This window comes from Actinocorallia sp. A-T 12471 (genome assembly GCF_033875155.1).
Lineage (GTDB): Bacteria > Actinomycetota > Actinomycetes > Streptosporangiales > Streptosporangiaceae > Actinocorallia.
This window is the reverse complement of record NZ_JAWZTE010000003.1, coordinates 146,194-169,238: the sequence shown is the minus strand read 5'-3', so window position 1 is coordinate 169,238 and position 23,045 is coordinate 146,194. Positions and strand designations below refer to the sequence as shown.

5 protein-coding genes (1 of these 5 running past the window's edge) are annotated in these 23,045 nt (G+C 73.7%); all 5 read left to right on the top strand.

What is annotated here, in order from left to right; translation table 11 throughout:
• Tightly spaced (each overlapping or abutting the next), the 5 genes in view from R9X44_RS09860 to R9X44_RS09840 form a layout consistent with a single transcriptional unit that may run on beyond the window.
• A protein-coding gene (locus R9X44_RS09860) for a non-ribosomal peptide synthetase (RefSeq protein ID WP_319813729.1) crosses the window boundary here: on the top strand, window positions 1-9,603 show its 3' portion. The gene continues 5,067 nt to the left of window position 1, outside the view; 9,603 of the gene's 14,670 nt are visible here — the last part of the coding sequence; its start codon lies beyond the left edge, outside the window; the stop codon is at window positions 9,601-9,603.
• The gene (locus R9X44_RS09855; RefSeq protein WP_319813728.1) at window positions 9,600-19,490 is read left to right on the top strand and encodes a non-ribosomal peptide synthetase; all 9,891 of its coding nucleotides are present in this window, start codon (window positions 9,600-9,602) and stop codon (window positions 19,488-19,490) included. The genes R9X44_RS09860 and R9X44_RS09855 overlap by 4 nt, the downstream gene beginning before the upstream one ends.
• Window positions 19,487-19,690 (top strand): MbtH family protein, encoded by a 204-nt coding sequence (locus R9X44_RS09850; protein WP_319813727.1) that lies wholly within the window; start codon window positions 19,487-19,489, stop codon window positions 19,688-19,690. The genes R9X44_RS09855 and R9X44_RS09850 overlap by 4 nt, the downstream gene beginning before the upstream one ends.
• The gene (locus tag R9X44_RS09845) at window positions 19,687-21,366 is read left to right on the top strand and encodes an ABC transporter ATP-binding protein (RefSeq protein WP_319813726.1); all 1,680 of its coding nucleotides are present in this window, start codon (window positions 19,687-19,689) and stop codon (window positions 21,364-21,366) included. The genes R9X44_RS09850 and R9X44_RS09845 overlap by 4 nt, the downstream gene beginning before the upstream one ends.
• The gene (locus tag R9X44_RS09840; protein ID WP_319813725.1) at window positions 21,354-23,045 is read left to right on the top strand and encodes an ABC transporter ATP-binding protein; all 1,692 of its coding nucleotides are present in this window, start codon (window positions 21,354-21,356) and stop codon (window positions 23,043-23,045) included. The genes R9X44_RS09845 and R9X44_RS09840 overlap by 13 nt, the downstream gene beginning before the upstream one ends.

Below are 23,045 nucleotides of genomic sequence, written 5' to 3'. Positions count from 1 at the left end.
GCGCGCACGCTCGTCCGGGAGATCCCGGCGGAGCTGAGCGGCCGGGTGCTCGGCGGTGTCGGCGCGGTGTTCCGCGCCCGAACGCACGAGGTGCTGCTCGGCGCGTTCGGCCTCGCCGTCGCCGCCCGCACCGGACGCCACGACTTCGCCGTCCAGGTCGAGGGGCACGGACGCGAGGAGCAGGCCGCCGGGGAGCGGCCCGCCGACCTCGGCAGGACCACCGGCTGGTTCACCAGCGAGTACCCCGTGCGGCTCCCGCTCGCCGGGATCGACGCCGCGGGAGCGCTGCGCGGCGGCGCGGGCGCGGGCGAGGCCGTCAAGCGCGCCAAGGAGGCGCTGCGGACGACGCCCGACAACGGCATCGGCTTCGGACTGCTGCGGCACCTCGACGCTGAGGGCGCGGCAAGGCTCGCCCCGCTGCCCGCTCCGCAGATCCTCTTCAACTTCCTCGGCCGCTTCACGGCGGGCCAGGACGGCGCGTACTTCACGCCCGCGCCGGACGGCGACGCCTTCACCGTCCGGACCGACCCCGCCTCGCCCGCCGCGCACCCCCTCGAAGTGAACGTGTTCGCCAACGAGGGCCCCGACGGCCCCGTCCTCAGCGCCCACTTCACCTGGGCGGCCGGAGTCCTCGCCGAGGACGACATCGTCGCTCTCGCCGACGCCTGGCACCGGGCACTCGAGGGGATCGCCGCGCACGCCGCCCAGCCGGACGCGGGCGGCCTCACCCCCTCGGACGTGCCGCTCGCGCGGCTCGGCCGCGCAGAACTCGACGCCCTCCAGGCCGCGCACCCCGGCGTCACGGACGTGCTTCCGCTCTCGCCGCTCCAGGAGGGCCTTCTCTTCCACGCCGCCTACGCGCCCGACGCGCAGGACGTCTACACCTCCCTCGTCAGCCTCGATCTCGCGGGCCCGCTCGACGCCGCGGCCCTGCGCGGCGCGCTCGGCTCGCTGCTGCGCAGGCACGACGGGCTGCGCGCCGCCTTCGTCCACGACGGCGTCGCCCGGCCGCTGCAGCTGATCCACGGCGAGGTCACCCCGGACTGGCGTGAGGCCGATTTCTCGCACCTGTCGGCCGAGGCCGTCGCCGCCGTCCTCGCCGAGACCGCCCGCACCGAGCTCACCCACAGGTTCGACCCGGCGCGGCCGCCGCTGCTGCGCTGCCTGCTCGTGCGCACCGGCCCCGACCGGCACAGGCTGATGCTCACCAGCCACCACCTGATCATGGACGGCTGGTCCACGCCGACGTTCCTGCGCGAGCTCATGGACGCCTACCGGGGCGCGGTCCTGCCGCCCGCCCGGAGCTTCCGCCACTACCTCGAGTGGCTCGACCGCCGCCACGCCGCGACCATGACGGCGGCCTGGCGGGAGGCCCTCGCCGACCTCGACGGGCCGACGCTGCTCGCCCCCGACGCCGCCGGGGCCGCCCCGGCGATGCCAGAGGAGCTGACGCTCGGCTTCCCCGGCCGGGCGCTCGCCGACTACGCGCGCCGCCACGGCCTCACCCTCAACACCGTCGTGCAGGGAGTGTGGGCGCTCGTGCTCGGCGCGGTGACGGGCCGCACCGACGTCGTCTTCGGCACGACGGTCTCGGGCCGCCCCGCCGACCTCGACGGGGTCGCGGAGATGGTCGGCCTGTTCAGCAACACGGTGCCGGTGCGGGTCCGCCTCGACCCGGCGCTGCCGCTGCCCGTCTCGCTCGCCGCGCTCCAGCGCGAGCAGGCCGCCCTGCTCGACCACCAGTACCTGGGCCTCGCCGAGATCCAGGCGGCCTCCGGGCACTCCGGCGGCCTGTTCGACACCCTCATGGTCTTCGAGAACTACCCGGCGGGCGCTGACCTCGCGGCGCGCAGCGGCCTGCGCGTCGACGGGATCGGCAACCGCGGCGCGACCCACTACCCCCTGTCCCTGACGGTCCTGCCCGGCGACGACCCGCGCCTCATCCTGGAGCACCGCCCCGACCTGCTGCCCGAGGGCACCGCCGCCGACCTCGCCGCCCGCCTCACTAAAGCGCTCACCGCGCTCCTCGCCGACGACGCCCTCACCCCGGCCCGCTTGGATCTCCGCACCCCCACCGAACACGCCCTCCTCGACCTCCTCAACACCGCGCCACACCTGCCCCTCCACCCGACCGACGACCGCCCGAGCCCCGCGCAGAGCCCGGCCCCCACCCCGCAGAAGCCGCAGTCCCACGCCGACGGCCCGCACCGCGGAACGGCCGACCCGCTCGAACTTGCCGGGCAGGACCCCACGCGCCGCAGTCAGCCCGTCAAGCCCGTGGACCTGGGCGGGGAGCCCGTTGAGTCTGGTGGGTTTGTGCAGGCCGCTGTGGAGCTGGACGGGGAGTTCGTTGGGTCTGGTGGGCAGGGGGCCGTGCGTCGGGGTGGGACTGTGGCGGCTGCCGTGGAGACGGGTGAGGTGTCTGGGAGCGGGGGGTTGTTGCCTGGAGGGGGCGTGCCGCGGGATGTTGTCACGCTCTTTAGGGAGCGGGTGCGGGTGTTGTCTGACGAGGTGGCTGTGGTGTGCGGGGGTGAGCGGGTGACGTTCGGGGAGCTCGGGCGGCGCGCCGACCGGATCGCCGCAGGGCTCGCGGCGCGCGGGGCGGGACCCGAGACGATCGTCGCGCTGGCGCTGCCGCGCGGGATCGCGACGGTCGCGGCGATCTTCGGCGTGCTGAAGACCGGCGCGGCCTATCTGCCGCTCGACCTCGACCACCCGGCCGACCGGCTCAGGCTCATGGCCGACGACGCGGCCCCCCTGTGCACGGTCGCGGAGACCGCAGCGCTCGACGGGTTCACCGGCCTCGACGTCGTCGTGCTCGCCGATCTCGAGGCGCACGAGCCCGTCGATCCCGGCATCCTGCCCGACAAGAGCTCGCTCGCCTACGTCATCTACACCTCCGGTTCGACCGGGCGGCCCAAGGGCGTGCTCGTGGAGCACGGCGGGCTCGCCAACTTCGCCGACCAGCAGCGCACGACGGTGCTCCACCGCGCCTCGCGCGCGGTCGGCGGGCGCAGGCTGCGCGCCGCGCTCGTGCTGTCGTTCGCCTTCGACTCCTCCTGGGAGCAGCTCGTCGCGCTCGTGCTCGGCCACGAGCTGCACGTGCTCGACGAGGCCACGCGGCGCGACCCGCAGGCCGTGGTCGAGCTGTGCGCGGCGCGCGGGATCGACACGATCGACGTCACCCCGACGTTCGCCGCCGAACTGCTCGCCTGGGGCCTGCTGGACAAGGCCCCGCCCACACTCCTGCTGCTCGGCGGCGAGGCGGTGCCCGCGCAGATGTGGCGGCGGGTCGCCGAAAGCGGCGTCACCGCGCACAACTACTACGGCCCGACCGAGTACACCGTCGACGCGCTCGGCGCGGACCTCGCCGCCTACGCGGAGCCCTCGCTCGGCAGGCCGGTCGCCCGAACCCGCGCGCTCATCCTCGACCGCTGGCTGCGGCCCGTGCCCGCCGGGGTGCCCGGTGAGCTGTACCTTTCCGGCGCGAGCATGGCGCGCGGCTACCTCGGCCGGCCCGGGCTCACCGCCGAACGGTTCGTGGCCTGCCCCTCCGGGCCGCCCGGGGCGCGCATGTACCGGACCGGCGACCTTGTCGCGCTGCGTGCCGACGGCCGACTTGAGTTCCTGGGCAGGACCGACGACCAGGTGAAGATCCGCGGGTTCCGGGTGGAGCCCGGCGAGGTCGAGAGCGCCCTCGCCGCACTGCCAGGCGTCGCCCGCGCCGCGGTGATCGTGCGGGACGGACGCCTGCTCGGGTACGCCGTGCCCGAGCCGGGCACCGCCCTCGAGCCCGGCGCGCTGCGCGACGCGCTCGCCGCCGAGCTGCCCGCGCACATGGTGCCTTCGGCGCTCGTGCCGCTCGCTGACCTGCCGCTCAACGTCAACGGCAAGCTCGACCGGGCCGCGCTGCCCGAACCCTCCGACGCGCCCGCCGGGACCCGCTCGTCGCGTGACGTGCGGGAGGAGCTGGTGACCGCGGCTTTCGCGGAGATCCTGCGCACCCCCGTCGGCCCCGACGACGACTTCTTCGCGCTCGGCGGCCACTCGCTGCTGGCGACCCGGCTGGTCTCCCGGGTCCGCGCCGCGCTCGGCGCGGACCTGGCGATCCGCGACCTGTTCGCCGCGCCGACCCCCGCCGCCCTCGCACGACGGGCGGCGACGCCCCTCGCCGACCGGCCCCGGCTCGTGCCCGCCGAGCGCGGGGGCGGCCGGATCCCGCTGTCCCCGGCCCAGGCGAGGCTCTGGTTCCTGCACCGCCTGAACGAGGCGGCGACGGACTACGCGATCCCCTTCACGCTGCGGATCGACGGCGCACTCGACGCCGCCGCGCTCGGCGCGGCCTGGGACGACGTGGTCGGCCGCCACGAGGCGCTGCGCACGCTCTACCCCGACGTCGACGGCGTGCCCTACCAGGACGTGCTCCCCGCGGGGCCCGCCCTGCGCCTGGTCACCGCCGACGCCGACGCGACCGCCGCGCTCATCGCCGCAGACGAGGCGACGCCCTTCGCGCTCGCCGCCGAGGCGCCCGTACGGGCCACGCTCTACGTTCACGGTTCCGACTCCTTCACGCTCTCCGTCGTCGTGCACCACATCGCCGGGGACGAGTGGTCCCAGGCCGTGCTGCTGCGCGACCTCGACACCGCTTACGCCGCCCGCAAGGCGGGCACCGCGCCCTCCTGGACGCCCCTGCCGGTCTCCTACGCCGACTACACCGCCTGGCAGGCAGCTCTTCTCGACGGCGCGGAAGCCGACCGGCAGACCGGGTTCTGGACCGGGCGTCTGGCCGGGCTGCCGGAAGAACTCGAACTGCCCGCCGACCGGCCCCGCCCGCCCGCCGCCGACACCTCCGGCGCTGCCGTGCGGGTGACGCTCCCGGCCGACCTGCACGAGGGCGCGGCGCGGATCGCCCGGGCCACCGGCGCGACACGGTTCATGGTGTGGCAGGCGGTGACCGCGCTGCTGCTCGGCAGGCTCGGCGCGGGCACTGACATCCCGCTCGGCGTGCCAGTCTCCGGCCGCACCGACGAGGCGCTTGACGACCTCGTCGGGTTGTTCGTGAACACGCTCGTGCTGCGCGTCCCGCTCACCGAGGACGGCACCTTCGCCGACCTCGTCGGACGGGTCCGCGCCGAACAACTTGCTCTTCTCGACCACCGTGATCTTCCCTTCGAACGACTCGTTGACCTCGCGGGCCACGACCGGGTTCCCGGCCGCCACCCGCTCTTCCAGGTGATGGTCATGCACCACCGCGACACCGGCGACGACACCGCGCTGTTCGGCGCGCGCACCCGCCTTGTCGAGGACGCGCAGACCTCCGCGCGGTTCGACCTCGCCTTCGGGTTTCGCGAGACCGACACCGCCACCGAACTGAACCTCATCTACGCCGCGTCACGCTTCGACGCGACGACCGCCCGACGCTTCGCCGACCGCCTCCAGGCGCTCGCGGCCCGGCTGTTCGCCGCACCCGACGCCCCGCTCGCGGCCGCCGACGCGCTGACCGGCGACGAGCGCGCCGCGATCGAGGGCGTATGGAACGCCACCGACCACGACGTGCCCGCCACGACCCTCGTCGCCCTGATGGACGAGCAGGCCCGCCGGACCCCGGACGCCGTCGCCGTCTCCTACAAGAACACCTCCCTCACCTACCGCGAACTCCACTCCCGTGCCGACGCGCTCGCCGCCACGCTGCGCGCCCACGGCGCGGGACCCGGCCGGATCGTCGCCGTCGCGCTCCCGCGTTCGCTGGAGCTGATGACCGCGCTCGTCGCCGTGCTCAAATCCGGAGCCGCCTACCTGCCGCTCGACCCCGAAGACCCGCCCGCCCGCCGCACCGCCATGCTCGAAGACGCGGCACCCGCCGCACTCCTCGCACCCCCGAAACTACCCGCCGCCCCAAACCTCACTCCTGTCCCAACAGCCACCTCCACCACTCCACAAAGCAACACCACACTCACTCTCCGGCAACACACCACCCCGGTAACACCCACGCCGAACGGGCGAGTGGGGAGCGCCGAGCGAGCGGGTGGCGTCGCCGGTGGTCGCGCGGGGGTGCTCGAGGGGGTTGTGCTCTGGACGGCGGGGTTCGCGGCCGTCGCGGAGCGGGATCTCGTGGCGGAGGGCGCCGCTTATGTGATCTTCACGTCGGGGTCGACGGGGAGGCCCAAGGGCGTTGTGGTGCCGCACCGGGCGATCGTGAACCGGTTGCGGTGGATGCAGGGCGAGTACGGGCTCAGCGCGGATGACCGGGTGTTGCAGAAGACGCCCGCGACGTTCGACGTGTCGGTGTGGGAGTTCTTCTGGGCGCTCTGTGAGGGGGCGTCCGTGGTGTTCGCCGAGCCCGGCGGGCACAGGGATCCGGCCTACCTTGTGGAGCTGATCAGGACGGCCGGGGTCACGACGCTGCACTTCGTGCCGTCGATGCTCAAGGCGTTCCTCACCGATCCCGGCGTCGCCTCCTGCACGAGCCTGCGCCGGGTGTTCACGAGCGGGGAGGCGCTGCCCGCCGACACCGCGCAGGGGCTGTACGACGTGCTGCCCGTGCCGCTGCACAACCTCTACGGGCCTACCGAGGCGGCCGTGGACGTCACGTACTGGCCGTTCAGGGACGGGGCGCGCAGCGTGCCGATCGGACGGCCCGTGTGGAACACGCGGGTGCGGGTGCTGGACACCCGGCTGCGGCCGGTGCCCGTCGGGGTGCCCGGAGAGCTGTACCTTGCGGGCGTTCAGCTCGCGCATGGGTACCTCGCCCGGCCCGCGCTCACTTCCGAGCGGTTCGTCGCCGACCCGTACGGGGGCGCGGGGGAACGGATGTACCGGACCGGCGACCTTGTGCGCTGGAACGCCGAAGGGGAGCTCGAGTACCTCGGCCGCACCGACCACCAGGTGAAGCTGCGCGGCCTGCGGATCGAGCTCGGCGAGATCGAGGAGGTGCTGCGGGCCAGGCCCGACGTCGCCGATGTCGCCGTCATGGCGCGCTACGACGGGCCGGGCTCCGGACGCCTCGCCGCCTACCTCGTCGGGAACGGACGGCTCGCCGACGCCGCCGCGATCCGCGCGGACCTCGCGGCGGTGCTGCCCGCCCACATGGTGCCCGACGACTTCGTCGTGCTCGACGCGATGCCGCTCAGCCCGAACGGCAAACTCGACCGCAAGGCCCTGCCCGCCCCTGCCCGCCCGACCCGCCCCCGCCGCCGCCCCACCCCCGCCACGCCCCCCTCCGGAACCCCGCGAAGCGCCCGCCCCAGCTCCCCGTCCGCTGCCACGCCGCGCACACACGACACGTCCCCCTACGGGGACGCGCGGAACGCGGCTACGCCCGGAGCGCTGGGCGACGCCGCCCACAGCCGCCCCTCGGACGCCGACGCCACGGCCGCCCCCGCTGCGACCTCGCGCGCGCACGGCACGAGCCCGTATGGGGACGCGCAGGGTGCCGCTGGGGTTGCAGGTGGTGCGGGTCACGACGCCTTGGACGCCGACGCCACTTCCGCCGCCGCTGCGACTCCGCGCGCGCACGGCACGAGCCTGTATGGGGACGCGCAGGGTGCTGTTGGGGTTGAAGGTGGTGCGGGTCATGACGCCTTGGACGTCGAGGCCAGGGCTGCCGCTGCTGTGACCTCGCGCGCGCACGGCACGAGCCCGTATGGGGACGCGCAGGGTGCTGTTGGGGTTGGAGGTGGTGCGGGTCATGACACCCCGGATGCCGAGGGCGCGTCCGTTCGCGCTGCGACGCCGCGCGCGCACGGCGCGTCCCTGTATGGGGACGCGCGGGGGGCGCGGAAGGCGGCTGAGTCTGGAGTCGTGGAGGGTGACGGCTATGGCCGCGCCTCGGGTGTTGTGGGTGCGGAGGCCGGGGTGTCGGGTGTGGGTGCGGGCGGGGTGCTGGGTGGGGTTGGGGTGGGGGAGAGGGTCGGGGTGTTGGTTGGGGTGTTCTGTGCGGTGTTGGAGGTCGAGGGGGTGGAGGCCGACGACGACTTCTTCGCGGTGGGCGGGGACAGCATCCTGTCGATCCAGGTCGTCGCGCGGGCGCGTAAGGCGGGGCTGGGGATCACGCCGCAGGACGTGTTCCAGCACAGGACGCCCGCGGCGCTCGCGGGGGTCGCGACCGTGGTGGCGGACGCGGGCGAGGGCGGCCCTGCCGTCAGCGCGCTGGGCACGGTGCCCGCAACGCCCGTCATGCACTGGTTGCGCGGATTCGACGGGCCCGTCACGCGGTTCCATCAGTCAGTGCTGGTGCGGACGCCGGTGCGGGCCGACCTCGCGTCGCTGACGCGGGCGGTACAGGCGCTGCTCGACCGGCACGACGTGCTGCGGGCGCGGCTTGAGCGGCCGGGCGGGCAGTGGACGCTGCGCGTCCCGGCCGCGGGTACCGTCGACGCCGCCAAGATCGTGCATCGGGTTGACGTGTCCGACGCCGGGCCTGAGCGGCTGCGCGAGGTGATCGCGGCGGCCTCCGAGGTCGCGGCCGACCGGCTCGATCCGGACGCGGGGACCATGGTCCAGGCCGTCTGGTTCGACGCGGGTCAGGCCCCCGGACGCCTTCTGCTCTCGATCCACCACTTCGCTGTCGACGGCGTCTCGTGGGGCGTTCTGCTGCCGGACCTGCGCGAGGCGTGGGAGGCCGTGGCGTCCGGACGGCTTCCGGTGCTGCCGGAGCCGGGCGTCTCCGTCCGCGCCTGGGCGCACCGCCTTCTGGCCGAGGCACACGAGCCAGAACGGCTTGTACACCTTGCGCACTGGAAGACGCTCGCCGAGGCGGACGCCCGGCTTACGTCCGAGGCCCCCGACCCCGCGCGGGACACCGCGTCCACGGTCCGGAGCCTTGCGTTCACCCTGCCTGAGCCCGCTACCGAGACCCTGCTCACGAAGATCCCGCAGCTGTTCCACTGCGGCGCGGAAGACGCCCTCCTTGCGGGACTCGCCCTCGCCGTCGTCCGCTGGCGTGAAGGCGGGGCCCCGTGGCTGAAGGTCGACGTGGAGGGCCACGGCCGCGAGCCCCTTGACGGGATCGACCCGTCGCGCACGGTCGGCTGGTTCACCTCGGTGCACCCCGTCCGCCTCGACCTTGACGGGCTCGACCAGGCCGACGCCGCGTCCGGGGGACGGGCCGCCGGCGAACTCGTCAAGCGGGTCAAGGAGCAGGTCCGCGCGGTTCCGGGACTCGGCCACGGGCTGCTGCGCCACCTGCATCCGCAGGCCGCCGCCGAGCTCGCCGCCGAGGCACGCCCCCAGATCCTGTTCAACTACCGGGGACGCCAGGACCCCGCGGCGTCGTCCGCGCTGCACTGGCCGTTCGCGCGGGAGGCCGACGCGGTCTCCGCGTCCCCGCACCCCGACCTTCCCGCCCCCTATCCGCTGGAGATCGACGCCGTGGCCGTGGCCGGGACCGGGCTGCGGATCGAGCTGTCCTGGCCCGCCGCGCTGCTCGCCGAGGACGCCGTAAGGCGGCTCGGCGAGGAGTGGCTTGCCGCGCTCGCCGCGCTGGCCCGGCACGCCGAGGCACCCGCCGCAGGCGGACGCACCCCGTCCGACCTGCCGCTGGTCTCCCTCGGCCAGAAGCAGATCGACCGTCTTGAAGCCATGCTGAGGAGCAGACGCAAGTGACCGAGTCGGCATTGGAAGACGTCTACCCGCTGTCGCCGCTCCAGCGGGGACTGCTGTTCCACGCCCTGTACGACGACGCGAGCGACGTGTACACCGTCCAGTCGTACCTTGACCTGTCCGGCGACCTCGACGCCGCACGGCTGCGCGACGCGCTGGGCTCGGTCCTGCGCGGGCATCCGAACCTGCGGGCCGGCTTCTGGTACGAGGACCTCGACGAGCCCGTCCAGTTCATCCCGTCCGACGTGGATGTGCCGTTCGAGCTGGTAGAGGGCGATCCGGACGCCGCGCTCGCCGCCCAGTGGGCGCGTCGGTTCGACGTGGCCGAGCCGCCGCTCATCCGGTTCGCCCTGGTTCCGACGGGTCCGGCAGCGCACCGGCTGATCGTCACCGCGCATCACCTTCTGCTCGACGGCTGGTCGATGCCGATCCTGCTGCGGGAGGTCTTCGCCCACTACGCGGGGGAGACCCCGCCGCAGGGCCGGCCTTTCCGCGACTACCTTGTGTGGCTGCAAGCGCGCGACGCCGACAAGGCCGCCGCCGCGTGGCGTGAGGCGTTGCGCGGGATCTCCGCGCCAGCTCTCGTGGCCCCCGCGACGGCCGAGGCGGGCGAGGTCACCGAACTCCCCGTGACCCTGCCCGAGGGCCTGCCTGGCCGTCTGGCGGTCACCGCGGCCCGCCTGGGCGTCACCCTCAACACCGTCGTCCAGACGGTCTGGGGCCTCGTCGTGGGCTCGCTGACGGGCTCCTCGGACGCCGTCTTCGGCGCTGCGGTGTCCGGCCGTCCCGCCGACCTCGACGGCGTCGAGGACATGGTCGGCCTGTTCGTCAACACCGTGCCCGTGCGGGTGCGGGTGACCGCGTTCGAGACGTTCGGCGAGCTCGCCCAGCGCGTCCAGGACGAGCAGGCGCGCCTGCTCGACCACCACCACCTGGGCCTGGCCGACGTCCAGCGCGCGGCGGGCACGGGAACCCTGTTCGACACCCTCCTGGCGTTCGAGAACTACACGGGCGACGCCTCGACCCTGCGCGCGGGCGGCCTGTCGGTCGTCGGCCTCGGCGCGCGCGACGCGACGCACTTCCCGCTCGGCCTCACCGTCGCGCCGGGCGAGGACGCCCTGACGATGACGGTCAACCACCGCGCCGACCTCGTCGCGCCCGAGACGGCCGCCGCCGTCGCGGCCCGCGTCGCCGACCTGCTCGCCGCGTTCGCCGCAGCCCCCGGCCAGGCCCCGCCCGCGCTGCCCGCGCTCGGCTCGGGCCACCTCGCCGACGCCCCCGCCGACGCCGAACTCGCCCCCTACCGGGAGCCCGCCGACGGCACCGAGCGGCTGCTGGCCGACCTGTTCGCCGACCTCCTCGACCTTGACGAGGTCGGTGCGGACGACGACTTCTTCACCCTCGGCGGCGACAGCATCGTCTCCATCACCCTCGTCGGCCGTGCGCGCGCTGCGGGCCTCGTACTGAACGCCCGTCAGGTCTTCGAAAGCAGGACGGTCGCCAGGCTCGCGGCTCTCGTGGAAGAGGCGGGCGCGCCGCAGGAGTCGGCTCCCGAGGGCCGTCCCCTCGTCGCGCTGTCAGACGACGAAAGGACGCTGCTCCCGGCCGACGCCGAAGACATCCTGCCGCTCTCGCCGCTCCAGTCGGGCCTGCTGTTCGAGTCCACCTACGACACGACCGTACGCGACCTGTACCTGACCCAGCTCGTGGTCGAGCTACGCCGTCCCGTGGACGCCGCGACCCTGCGCGCGGCCGGTGCGGCGCTCCTTGCGCGTCATCCGAACCTGCGTACCGGCTTCTTCCAGGACGGACTCGACAAGCCGGTCCAGGTCGTCATGCCGCATGCCGAGATGCCGCTCCGCGAGATCGACCTCTCCGACGCCGACGACACCGCGCTCGAAGCGCTCATGGAAGCCGACCTCGACGAGCGGTTCGACCTGTCGGCGGCCCCCCTGATCCGCATGATGGCGATCGCCCTTCCCGACGGACGCCAGCGCATCGTCCTCACCCACCACACGCTGCTGTGGGACGGGTGGTCGTCCAGCGTCGTGGTCAAGGAGCTGCTCTGGCTGTGCGAGGGAGGCACCGAGCTGCCTCCGGCGGTCTCCTTCCGCCGCTACCTGGAGTGGCTTGACGAGCAGGACTCAGGCGAGGCGGCCGCCGCCTGGGCCCGCTCCCTCGACGGGGTCACCGAGCCGACGCTCGTTGCGCCGGGCCACACCCTGCGCGGGGGCGCGTCACCGGGCCTTGTGGTGACCGAGATCCCGGCCGCGCTGACCTCCGCGATCACCGATCTGGCGCGCCGCGGCGGCCTCACCCTCAACACGGTCATCAGCGGCGTGTGGAGCCTGCTGCTCGCCTCGCTGACGGGCCGCGAGGACGTCGTCTACGGCGCGACGGTCTCCGGCCGCCCCGCGGAGATCGCGGGCATCGAGGACATGATCGGCCTGTTCCTCAACACGGTGCCGGTCAGGGTGCGGCTGCGTCCCGACGAGCCGCTGCTGGACTTCCTCACGCGCCTGCAGGCCGAGCAGGCCGAGCTGCTGCCCTACCACCACGCGGGTCTTGCGGAGATCCAGCGCGCTACGGGCCTGCCGCAGCTCTTCGACACCCTCCAGGTGGTCCGCAACACCCCCGCCGACATGGCCCAGCGCGACAGGCTGGCCGCGCACTTCGGCATCGACGAGGTCGACACGCTCGACGCGACCCACTTCCCGCTGTCGTTCACCACGAACCCGGGCGCTGCGCTGTCGTTCGAGTGGAAGTACCGGCGCGACGTCTACGCGGCCGAGCAGATCGAGGAGATGGCGGCGCGGCTCGTCGGGATGCTGGAGCGCCTTGTGGCGGCTCCGCGCACCCCGCTCTCCGCGCTGCACTCCCTGACCGCGGAAGACACCGCTCGCCTAGCGCGCTGGAACGCGACCCAGCGCGCTTATCCCAACGTCACCATCGCCGACCTGCTCGCCGCGCAAGCCGTGCGCACCCCTGACGAGACGGCCCTGGTGTTCGGCTCCGAGCGCACTACGTACGCGCAGCTCGCGTCGCGGGTGAACCGGATGGCCCGGCTGCTGATAGCGCGCGGCGCGGGCCCAGAGAAGGTCATCGCGCTCGGCCTGCCCCGCTCGGCCGACATGGTCGCCGCCCTGTTCGCCGTCTTGGAGACCGGAGCCGCCTACCTGCCTTTGGAGCTCGACTACCCGGCAGAGCGGCTCGCGTTCATGGTCGAGGACGCACGGCCGCTGTGCCTGCTCACCACCGAGGCCGTCGCGCCGACCCTGCCCGAGGTCGCCCAGACCGTCGTGCTCGACTCCCCGGCGCTCGCGGCCGAGCTCGCGGCGCTGCCGGACGAGCCGATCGCCGACGCCGAGCGCAACGCGCCGGTCGGCCTCGACCACCCGGCTTACGTCATCTACACCTCAGGCTCCACGGGCCGTCCCAAGGGCGTCGTCACGCCGTACCGGGGCCTGACGAACATGCAGTTCAACCACCGCGAAGCGATCTTCGAGCCCGTCATCGCCGCTGAAGGCGGCCGACGGCTCCGCATCGCCCACACCGTCTCGTTCTCCTTCGACATGTCCTGGGAGGAGCTCCTGTGGCTCGTGGAGGGCCACGAGGTGCACGTCCTCGACGAGGAGCTGCGCCGCGACGCCGACGCCCTCACCGCCTACTGCGCGCGGCACAGGATCGACGTCGTCAACGTCACCCCCTCCTACGCGCAGGAGCTGTGCGACTTCGGCCTGCTCGATGAGGGACGGCACCGGCCCTGCCTCGTCCTGCTGGGCGGCGAGGCGGTCCCCGAGACGCTGTGGAAGCGCCTCGCCGAGACCGACGGCGTGGTCGGCTACAACCTGTACGGCCCGACCGAGTACACGATCAACACCCTCGGCGGCGGCACCCTCGACAGCGCCACCGCGACCGTCGGCCGTCCTATCTGGAACACCCGCGCGCACGTCCTGGACGCCTGGCTTCGCCCGGTTCCTCCCGGCGTGCCGGGCGAGTTGTACATCGCGGGCGTCGGCATGGCACGCGGCTATCTCGACCGGCCGGGCCTGACGGCCGAGCGGTTCGTCGCGAACCCGTTCGGCGTGCCGGGCGAGCGCATGTACCGCACCGGCGACCTCGTGCGCCGGCGCGAGGACGGCCTGATCGACTTCCTCGGCCGCACCGACGACCAGGTGAAGATCCGCGGCTACCGGATCGAGCTCGGCGAGATCGAGGACGTCATGGCGCGCCACCCCGAGGTCGCCCAGGCGGCCGTCGTGGTGCGCGAGCAGGGCGAGACCAAGCGGCTCGTCGGCTACGTGGTGCCCGCAGCCACCGAGGAGGACGCCACGGGCCGCGACCTCGACCAGGTCGAGGAGTGGAAGGAGGTCTACGACGCCCAGTACGCGCAGGGCCCGGCCGAGGCGTTCGGCGCGGACTTCGTCGGGTGGACGTCGAGCTACGACGGCGCGCCCATCCCGGTCGCGGAGATGCGCGAGTGGCGCGACACGACGGTGGACACCATCCGGTCGCTCGGCGGCTCCCGCGTCCTCGAACTCGGTTGCGGGACCGGCCTACTGCTGTCCCAGGTGGCCCCGTACACCGAGGACTACTGGGCGACGGATCTGTCGGCCCCCCTCATCGAGACCCTGCGCGGCCAGATAGCCGCGCACCCCGACCTCGCCGGACGGGTCACCCTGCGCTGCGCGCCGGCGCACGACGTGTCCGAGCTGCCCAAGGGCCACTTCGACACCATCGTGCTGAACTCCGTGGCCCAGTACTTCCCGAGCGCCGAGTACTTCGAGACGGTCATCAGGGCCGCCCTTACGCTGCTCGCCCCCGGCGGCTCGCTTCTGCTCGGCGACCTGCGCAACCTGCGGGGCGCGCGCTGCTTCGCGACCGGAATCCACCTGGGCAGGGCCGAGCCGGGGGCCGACGCCGCCGCCGTGCGCGCGGCGGTCGACCGCGGGCTGCTGCTGGAGAAGGAACTCCTTGTCGACCCCGGCCTGTTCGCGTTCCTCGCCCGCTCACTGCCCGGCGTCACGGGCGTCGACGTGCGGGTGCGCAGGGGTGACGCGCACAACGAGCTGACCCGGCACAGGTTCGACGCGATCTTGCGGACCGGGCCCGTCACCGATCTCGCGCAGGCGTCGGCGCTGCGCTGGGGGAGCGACGTGCGCGACCTCGAAGACCTCGCCGTACACCTGCGGACCCATCCGGCTCCCGTACGCGTCACGGGGCTGCCGAACGCACGGCTGTCCGGGGAGTCGGCCGCTCGTCGTCTGCTGGGCGACGCCGTCACGACCGACGCCGCGTCGCGCGCCCTCACCGCGCCGCCTACGGGCGTCGAGACCGAGGCGCTTTACGACCTCGCGTCCGCGCTCGGCCTACGCGTCCTCGTCACGTGGGGAGAGGCCGAAGACCTCCTCGACGCGGTCTTCACCTCCCCGGTCACCGACGCCGTCACCGGGGTCTATCTGCCGCCGCCCGCGTCCCGCGAAGCGCTCGGCGCGTACGCGAACGTCCCGGGACGCTCAAGGCAGGCCGGAGCCTTGACCGCGACGCTGCGGGACTGGCTGAAGGACAGGCTGCCCGAGCACATGGTGCCCGCCGCGATCGTCACCCTCGACCGGCTGCCCCTCACCACCAACGGCAAGCTCGACCGGCGCGCGCTCCCCGCCCCCGACGCGACGGTTTCGGAGAGCCGTCCTCCGCAGACCCCGGAGGAGGAGACCCTTGCCGCGCTGGCTTCTGAGGTCCTCGGCGTGCCCGTAGGGGTCGAGGACGACTTCTTCGCCCTGGGCGGCCACTCCCTGCTCGCCACAAGGCTCATCACCAAGGCCCGCGCCGCCCTGGGCGTCCAGCTGTCCATCCGCGACCTGTTCGAGGCGCGGACGGTGGCGGGCCTCGCGGCCCGGGCGGCGGGCGCGGAGTCCGGCGCGGACCGGCCGGTGCTGGCCGCGCGCCGCAGGCCGCCGCGCGTCCCGCTGTCCTACGCCCAGCGCCGCCTGTGGTTCCTGCACCAGCTCGAAGGCCGCAGCGCCGCCTACAACATCCCGCTCGCGCTGCGGGTGCGCGGCGACCTCGACCTCGCCGCCCTGCGCGCGGCCCTGCGCGACGTGATGGCGCGGCACGAGTCCCTGCGCACGGTCTTCACCGAGGAGGACGGCCTCGCCCACCAGGCGATCGTCCCCGACGCAGAACCCGTCCTTGAGGTCGTGGAAGTCACCGAGGAGACGCTTGCGGACGCCGTCAACGAGGCCGCCCAGTACGCGTTCGCGTTGGAGCACGAACTCCCGCTGCGCACCCGGGTGCTGAGGCTCGGGCCCGGCGAGCAGGTCGTGGTGTTCCTGTTCCACCACATCGTCGGCGACGAGTGGTCGATCCGGCCGTTCATCGGCGACCTCACCGCGGCCTACGACGCGCGCAGGGCGGGTTCCGCGCCCGCGTGGCGGCCGCTGCCCGTCCAGTACGCCGACTACGCGCTCTGGCAGCACGAGCTGCTCGGCGACCCGGCCGACCAGAACAGCCTCATGGCAAGGCAGGCCGCGTTCTGGCGTGAGGCGCTCGCGGGCATCCCCGAGGAACTGGCGCTGCCGACCGACCGGCCGCGCCCGCCCGTCGCCTCCTACCGGGGCGGCACCGTGGCACGGGAACTGCCCGCCGAGCTCGTCGCGCAGATCCGCGATCTCGCCGCGCGCTCGGGCGCGACGACGTTCATGGTGATGCAGGCGGCCGTGGCCGCGCTGCTGCACCGGCTCGGCGCGGGCGACGACATCCCGCTCGGCAGCCCGGCCGCAGGACGCGACGACGACGCACTCCAGGACCTCGTGGGCTTCTTCGTCAACACCCTCGTGCTGCGCGCCGACGTCACGGGCGACCCGACGTTCGCCGACCTCGTGGAGCGGGTCAAGAAGACCGACCTCGCGGCGTTCGCCCACCAGGACCTGCCTTTCGAGCGCCTGGTGGAGGCAGTCAATCCGCCGCGTTCCGCGGCCCGTCACCCGCTGTTCCAGGTGATGCTCGGCTACCAGAACCTGACGGGCGGCAACGACAGCCTCTTCGGCCTCGACACCCGCCCCGAGCCCTTCGCGACCGGCGCGTCGAAGTTCGACCTCGACTTCAACTGCATCGAGTTCACCAGCGGCGACGACGGCTCGGGCCCCGGCGGCATCGAGTTCGTCCTGGAGTACGCGGCCGACCTCTTCGACGAGGCCACCGCCGAGCTCCTGCTGGCGCGGCTCGCCGCGCTGCTCGACCAGGCAGTCGCCGCGCCTGAGCTGCCGGTCAGCGCGATCGACCTGCTCACCGGGCGCGAGGCCGCGCTGATCGACGGCTGGAACGCCACGGCGCACCCGCTGCCCGACGCGACCGTCGCCGACCTGCTCGCCGAACAGGCGGCCCGCACCCCCCGAGACACCGCCTTGGTCTTCGCGGGTACGCCGGTCACCTACGCGGAGCTGTCAGCGCGCATCAACCGGTTCGCCCGGCTGCTCATAGCGCGCGGCGCGGGCCCGGAGAAGGTCGTCGCGCTCGGCCTGCCGAGGTCGGTCGACATGGTCGCCGCCCTCTTCGCCGTACTCCAGACCGGAGCCGCCTACCTGCCTCTGGAACTCGACTACCCGGCCGAACGGCTCGCGTTCATGGTCGAGGACGCGCGGCCGCTGTGCCTGCTCACCACCGAGGCGGTTGCGCCGACCCTGCCGGAGGTCGCCTCCACGGTCCTGCTCGACTCCGCGTCTGTCGCCGCGGAACTCGCCGCGACCCCCGGTGACCCCATAACTGACGCCGAACGCCGCGCCCCCGTCGGCCTCGACCACCCGGCGTACGTCATCTACACCTCCGGCTCCACAGGCAGGCCGAAGGGAGTCGTCACGCCCTACCGGGGCCTGACGAACATGCAGTTCAACCACCGCCAGGAGATCTTCGGCCCGGTCATCGAGGCCGAGGGCGGCCGACGGCTCCGCATCGCCCACACCGTCTCGTTCTCCTTCGACATGTCGTGGGAGGAGCTGCTGTGGCTGATCGAGGGCCACGAGGTCCACGTCCTGAACGAGGAGGAGCGGGCCGACCCCGACGCCCTCACCGACTACGTGACCGCGCACGCCATCGACGTCGTCAACGTGACGCCGTCCTACGCGGCCGAACTCCTCGACAGGGGCCTGCTCGACGCGCCCCCCATCCCGCTCGTCCTCCTGGGCGGGGAAGCCGTGCCCGAGGCCCTCTGGACGCGCCTGCGCGATACCGAGGGCGTACTGGGCTACAACCTGTACGGCCCGACCGAGTACACCATCAACACGCTCGGCGGCGGCACCGAGGACAGCGCCACCGCGACCGTCGGCCGCCCGATCTTCAACACCCGCGCGCACGTCCTTGACGAGAGGCTGCGGCGGGTGCCCGTCGGGGTGCCCGGCGAGCTGTACATCGCGGGCGTCGGCATGGCGCGCGGCTACCTCGACCGGCCGGGCCTGACGGCCGAGCGGTTCGTCGCGAACCCGTTCGGGGAGCCTGGCGAGCGGATGTACCGGACCGGCGACCTCGTGCGCTGGCGTTCTGACGGGCTGCTCGACTTCCTCGGCCGCACCGACGACCAGGTCAAGGTCAACGGCTACCGGGTGGAGCTCGGCGAGATCGAGACGGCGCTGGCCGAGCGGCCCGAGGTCGCGCAGGCGGCAGTGGTCGTCCGGGAGACCGGGCAGGTGAAGAAGCTCGCCGCCTACCTCGTGCCCGTCGCCGGGGCTGAGATCGACCCTGCCGCCGTCCGGGCCGCGTTGGCGGTCCGGCTGCCCAGGCACATGGTGCCCGGCGCGTTCGCGGTGATTGAGCGGCTGCCGCTGACCGTCAACGGCAAGCTCGACAGGGCAGCGCTGCCCGACCCCGAGCCCGCCGCGCCGTCCCGCGCGCCGCGCACGCCGCTCGAGGAGACGCTGTGCGCGCTGTTCGCCGAGGTCCTCGGCGTGCCGCGCGTCGGCGTGGACGACGACTTCTTCGGGCTCGGCGGCCACTCGCTGCTGGCGATGCGGCTCGTCGGCAGGCTGCGGACCGTGCTCGGCGTGCGCGTCGCGGTGAGCGAGGTGCTGACCGCGCCGACCGTCGCGACCCTCGCCGACGCCGTCGGCCGCGCCCCCGCCCACCCCGGCCAGGGGACCGGCCCGTACGACCCGGTCATGGTGCTGCGCGAGGGCACGGGGACCCCGCTGTTCTGCCTGCCCGCGACGACGGGGCTCGCCTGGAACTACGCGGGCCTCGCCGAGCACCTGGCCGCCGACCGTCCCCTGTACGGGCTCCAATCGCCGCGCCTCAGCGGCGCGGTGGTGCCCGCCGACAAGATCAGCGACCTTGGCAGGTACTACGCGGGCCGTATCCGGGCCGTCCAAGCCGAGGGGCCGTACCACCTCGCCGGATGGTCCTACGGAGGCCAGCTCGCGCACGCCGTCGCGACGGCACTCCAGGCGGACGGCCACCAGGTAGGTGTGCTCGCCCTCCTCGACGCCTACCCGGAGGAGGACGACCCGACGAAGACGACCGAGGCGCAGGCCGCCCGCTTCTTCCTGCGCCTCGCCGGACACGACGCCGCCCCGGCGACCCTTGACGACGCCGTCGCGCTCGTCCTCGCCGGGGACGGCCCGATGTCCGGCTTCGACGAGCCGACCCTGCGCCGGATCGCCGTGACGGTCTTCGAGTCCCTCGCCGTCCCGCTCGACTTCGGCGCGTTCACCGGCGACGCCGTCGTCTTCACCGCGACCGACCAGCCCTACGGCCAGGGAAGCGAACGCTCCTGGACCCCGTACGTGACCGGACGCATCACCGCGCACCCCGTGGACGCCGTCCACGACGCAATGCTCGATCCGGGACCGCTCGCCCGGATCGGCCGCAGCATCGAGAGCCTGATCGGAGGAGCATCATGACCAACCCGTTCGACGACGCCGAGGGCGTCTTCCTCGTCCTGGTGAACGCCGAGGGCCAGCACTCGCTCTGGCCGTCGTTCGCCGAGGTGCCCGCCGGCTGGACCACGGTCCACGGGCCGGCGTCCCGCGCGGCGTGCGCCGAGTACGTCGAGGCGAACTGGACCGACCTGCGGCCCAAGAGCCTCCAGGGCACGGCGTGAGCGATCGCCGCGCCGCGCGCGCGCTTCTGCGCGGGTCGGTCCGGGGCGAGTGGCGGGCGCTGTCGACCGCGACGCTCGGCGGGATCGCCAGGCAGGGCTCGCTGCTGGCGCTGCCGTGGTGCATCCAGCACGCGCTCGACGAGGGCATCGTCGCCGGGGACAGCGGCGCGACCGCAAGGTGGGCGGGGGCCGCGCTGGCCTTCGCCGTCGTGCAGTTCCTCGGGCTCGCGCTCTGGCAGTTCACGGCGCGGATGGCCGAGGCGCGGGTCGGCGCGGTCCTGCGGGACCGGCTGACGGCGCGGCTCGGCCTGCTCGACCGGGCGGCCCTGTCCGGGTACGGGCACGGCGACCTCGCGATGCGCGCGACCCGCGACGTGGACCAGATCAGGATGTGGGTGTACGGGCTGCCGGTGTGGGCGGTCATCGGCACGACGTTCGTCATCGTGCTGCCCGCCGTCGCCGCGCTCGATCCGCTGCTGCTCGGGGTGACGCTGGCGATGGTCCCGTTCATCGCCGCGGTGAACCTCGTGTTCCCGGGGCCGTACGAGCGCGCGGGCGAACGCCTGTCCGACGCGCACGCCGCGCGCGCCGACACCGTCGAGGACCTGCTGTCGGCGAGCGCGGCGGTGCGCGGGATCGGCGGCGAGCCGGTCCTCGTCTCGCGGCACCACGCGCACAGCGCGAAGGTCGCCGAGCTGACCGGGCATGTCGCCCGCATCCAGTCGGCCTGGACGGCGCTCGGGCCCGCCGCGCCGAGGCTCGCGATCGCGGCGGGCGTCGGCGTCGGCGGGTTCGCGGCGCTGCGCGGCGGGCTCACCCCGGGCGGGATCGTCGCGTTCGCGGTGTGGATGACCACCTTCACCCTCGCGGTGACGGTCCTGGTGGACCGGCTCGTGGACCGGGGCAACGCGACGGTCGCGGCGGGCCGGTTGAACGAGATCTTCGACCTCGCGCCGTCCGTCGCCGACCCGGACGCGCCAAGGCCGCTCACCGAGGGCGGCCTGGCCGCCGACGGCGTCGTCGTGGAGCACGACGGGCGCACGGTGCTCGGCCCGGTCGACCTCACCGTCGCGCCCGGCGAGTTCGTCGCGGTCGCCGGGGCCACCGGGTCGGGCAAGTCGTCGCTGCTGCGGCTGCTCATCCGTCTTGACGACCCGGCCGCCGGGACCGTCAAGATCGGCGGGATCGACCTGCGCGAGGCATCCCTTGACGAGCTGCGCGGCCGCGTCGCCTATGTGCCGCAACGGCCGCTCGTGCTGTCGGGGACCGTCGCGCGCAACCTCTGCCCAGGCCGCGAGGCGAGCGCCGCGGAACTGCGGGCCGCGTGCGAGGCGGCCTGCGTGCACGCCGAGATCATGGAGATGCCCGACGGCTACGACACGCTCCTCGGCGAGGGCGGCTCGACGCTCTCCGGAGGCCAGGTCCAACGCCTCGCCCTAGCGCGCGCGCTACTCACCGACGCGGATGTGCTCCTCCTTGACGACGTCACCTCCGCGCTCGACCCCGAGACCGAGGCGCGGGTCCTCGCGGCGCTGCGGGCGCGCACCCCGCGTCCCTCGGTCGTGTTCGTCACCCATCGCGACGGCGTCATCGAGGCGGCCGACCGGGTGATCCGGCTCGGCGCGGACGACCGTGACGCCGCCACGGCCTCCGGAGGCACCGCATGGCTGAAGTGACCCTGCTCGCCGAGCGGGCCCCAGAGAAGCACACGTTCCGCAGGAGCCTGCCCTACCTGCGCCCGCACGCCGGCGCCCTGACCGCGACCCTCGGGGTGGTGGCGCTGGGCGCTGCGGCGATCGCGGCGCTCCCGCCGCTGGTCGGCAGGGCGGTCGCGGCGGTCATCGACAAGGACCGCGATCTGCTCACCACAGCCGTGGTGCTGCTGGTGTCCGTCGTCGTGCTCCAGATCGTGCTCATCCGCTTCAGCGAACTGCTGCTGCTGCGCACCGGCGAGCGTGTGGTGCGCGACCTGCGCGAGAAGGCGGTGGAGCGGCTCGCGAACGCGCCGCTGCGGTTCCTTGAGTCGCACAGGACCGGCGACCTGCTGCGCCGCGCGACCGGCGAGATCGCCGAACTCGCGCTGTTCGTGCGGCGTGACATGCCCAATCTCGTGGTGGTCGCCGCGACCCTGCTGTTCACCTCGATCACGCTGCTGTTCTACTCGTGGCTGCTGCTCCTTGTCCTCGCCGTTGTGTTCGTCCCGCCGACGCTGCTCGCGCTGCGCTCGTTCAGCCGTGCCGCTGAGGCCGCGTTCGGCGGACAGGCCGCCGCCGAGGCGACGGTCGCCGCGACCATGACCGAGACGCTGACCGCGCGCGAGCTGCTGGCCACGAGCGGCGCGCTGCCCGGCTGGCTGAAGCGGGTGCGCGGGGAGAACGCCGAGGTCGTCTCGGCGGCCAGGCGGACGGGCTGGGCGGAGATCAGGATCGAGACGGTCAGCCTGATCGAGGGCGTCGCGACCGCCGTGCTGCTCGGGCTCGGCGCGTGGATGGCGGTCGAGGGCCACGTGTCGGTCGAGACAGTCGTGGTGTTCGTGCTCGCCACCCGCGTCCTGTTCGAGGGGCTCGGCGACGCCGCGCAGCTCGCCGGGGAACTCCAGGTCGCCAGGACGGGCCTGGCCCGCCTCCTCGACCTTCTCGAGTCACCCGGCGCGGAACCCGTCGCGGCGGGCGCTTCCGACGTGGAGCTGCCGCGCCGGGGGGAGCTGCGCGTGGAAGGCGTCGGCTACTCCTACCGCGAGGGCGCACGGGTGCTCGACGGGGTCGACCTCACGTTCGCGGCGGGCGAGCGGGTCGCCGTCGTCGGGCTCACCGGGTCGGGCAAGACGACGCTCGGCAAGATCCTCGCCGGGCTGTATCCGCCCGACCAGGGACGGGTCACCTACTGCGGGACGGACCTGAGCGAACTGCCAGGACCCACGCTCAGCAGGCACATCGCCCTTGTCCCGCAGGACGTGCACATAGTCACCGGCACCCTCGCGGGCAACCTCGCGCTTGTGCCCGGCGAGCCCGACGACGCCGCGATCACCGCCGCCGTCGCGCGGCTCGGCCTGACCGAGTGGGCCGCGGGACTGCCCGACGGCCTCGCCACCGACGTCGGCGTGCGCGGCGAGAAGCTGTCGGCGGGAGAACGCCAGCTCATCGGCCTGCTGCGGGCCGCGCTCATCGACCCGGCCGTGCTCATCCTTGACGAGGCGACCGCCGACGTCGACCCGGAGATCGCCGGATGGGTCGAACGAGCCCTCGCCGAGCTGTGCGCGGAGCGGACCCTGATCGTCATCGCGCACCGGCCCGCGACCGTGGAGCTGCTGTCCCGCGTCGTGCGGGTGGACGGTGGTCGCGTCAATGCCGAATGA

Bases quoted from the DNA above. Each gene is read 5' to 3' on its own strand.
- R9X44_RS09840 (WP_319813725.1), top strand. From the start codon at position 21,354: ATGGCTGAAGTGACCCTGCTCGCCGAGCGGGCCCCAGAGAAGCACACG.
- R9X44_RS09850 (WP_319813727.1), top strand. From the start codon at position 19,487: ATGACCAACCCGTTCGACGACGCCGAGGGCGTCTTCCTCGTCCTGGTG.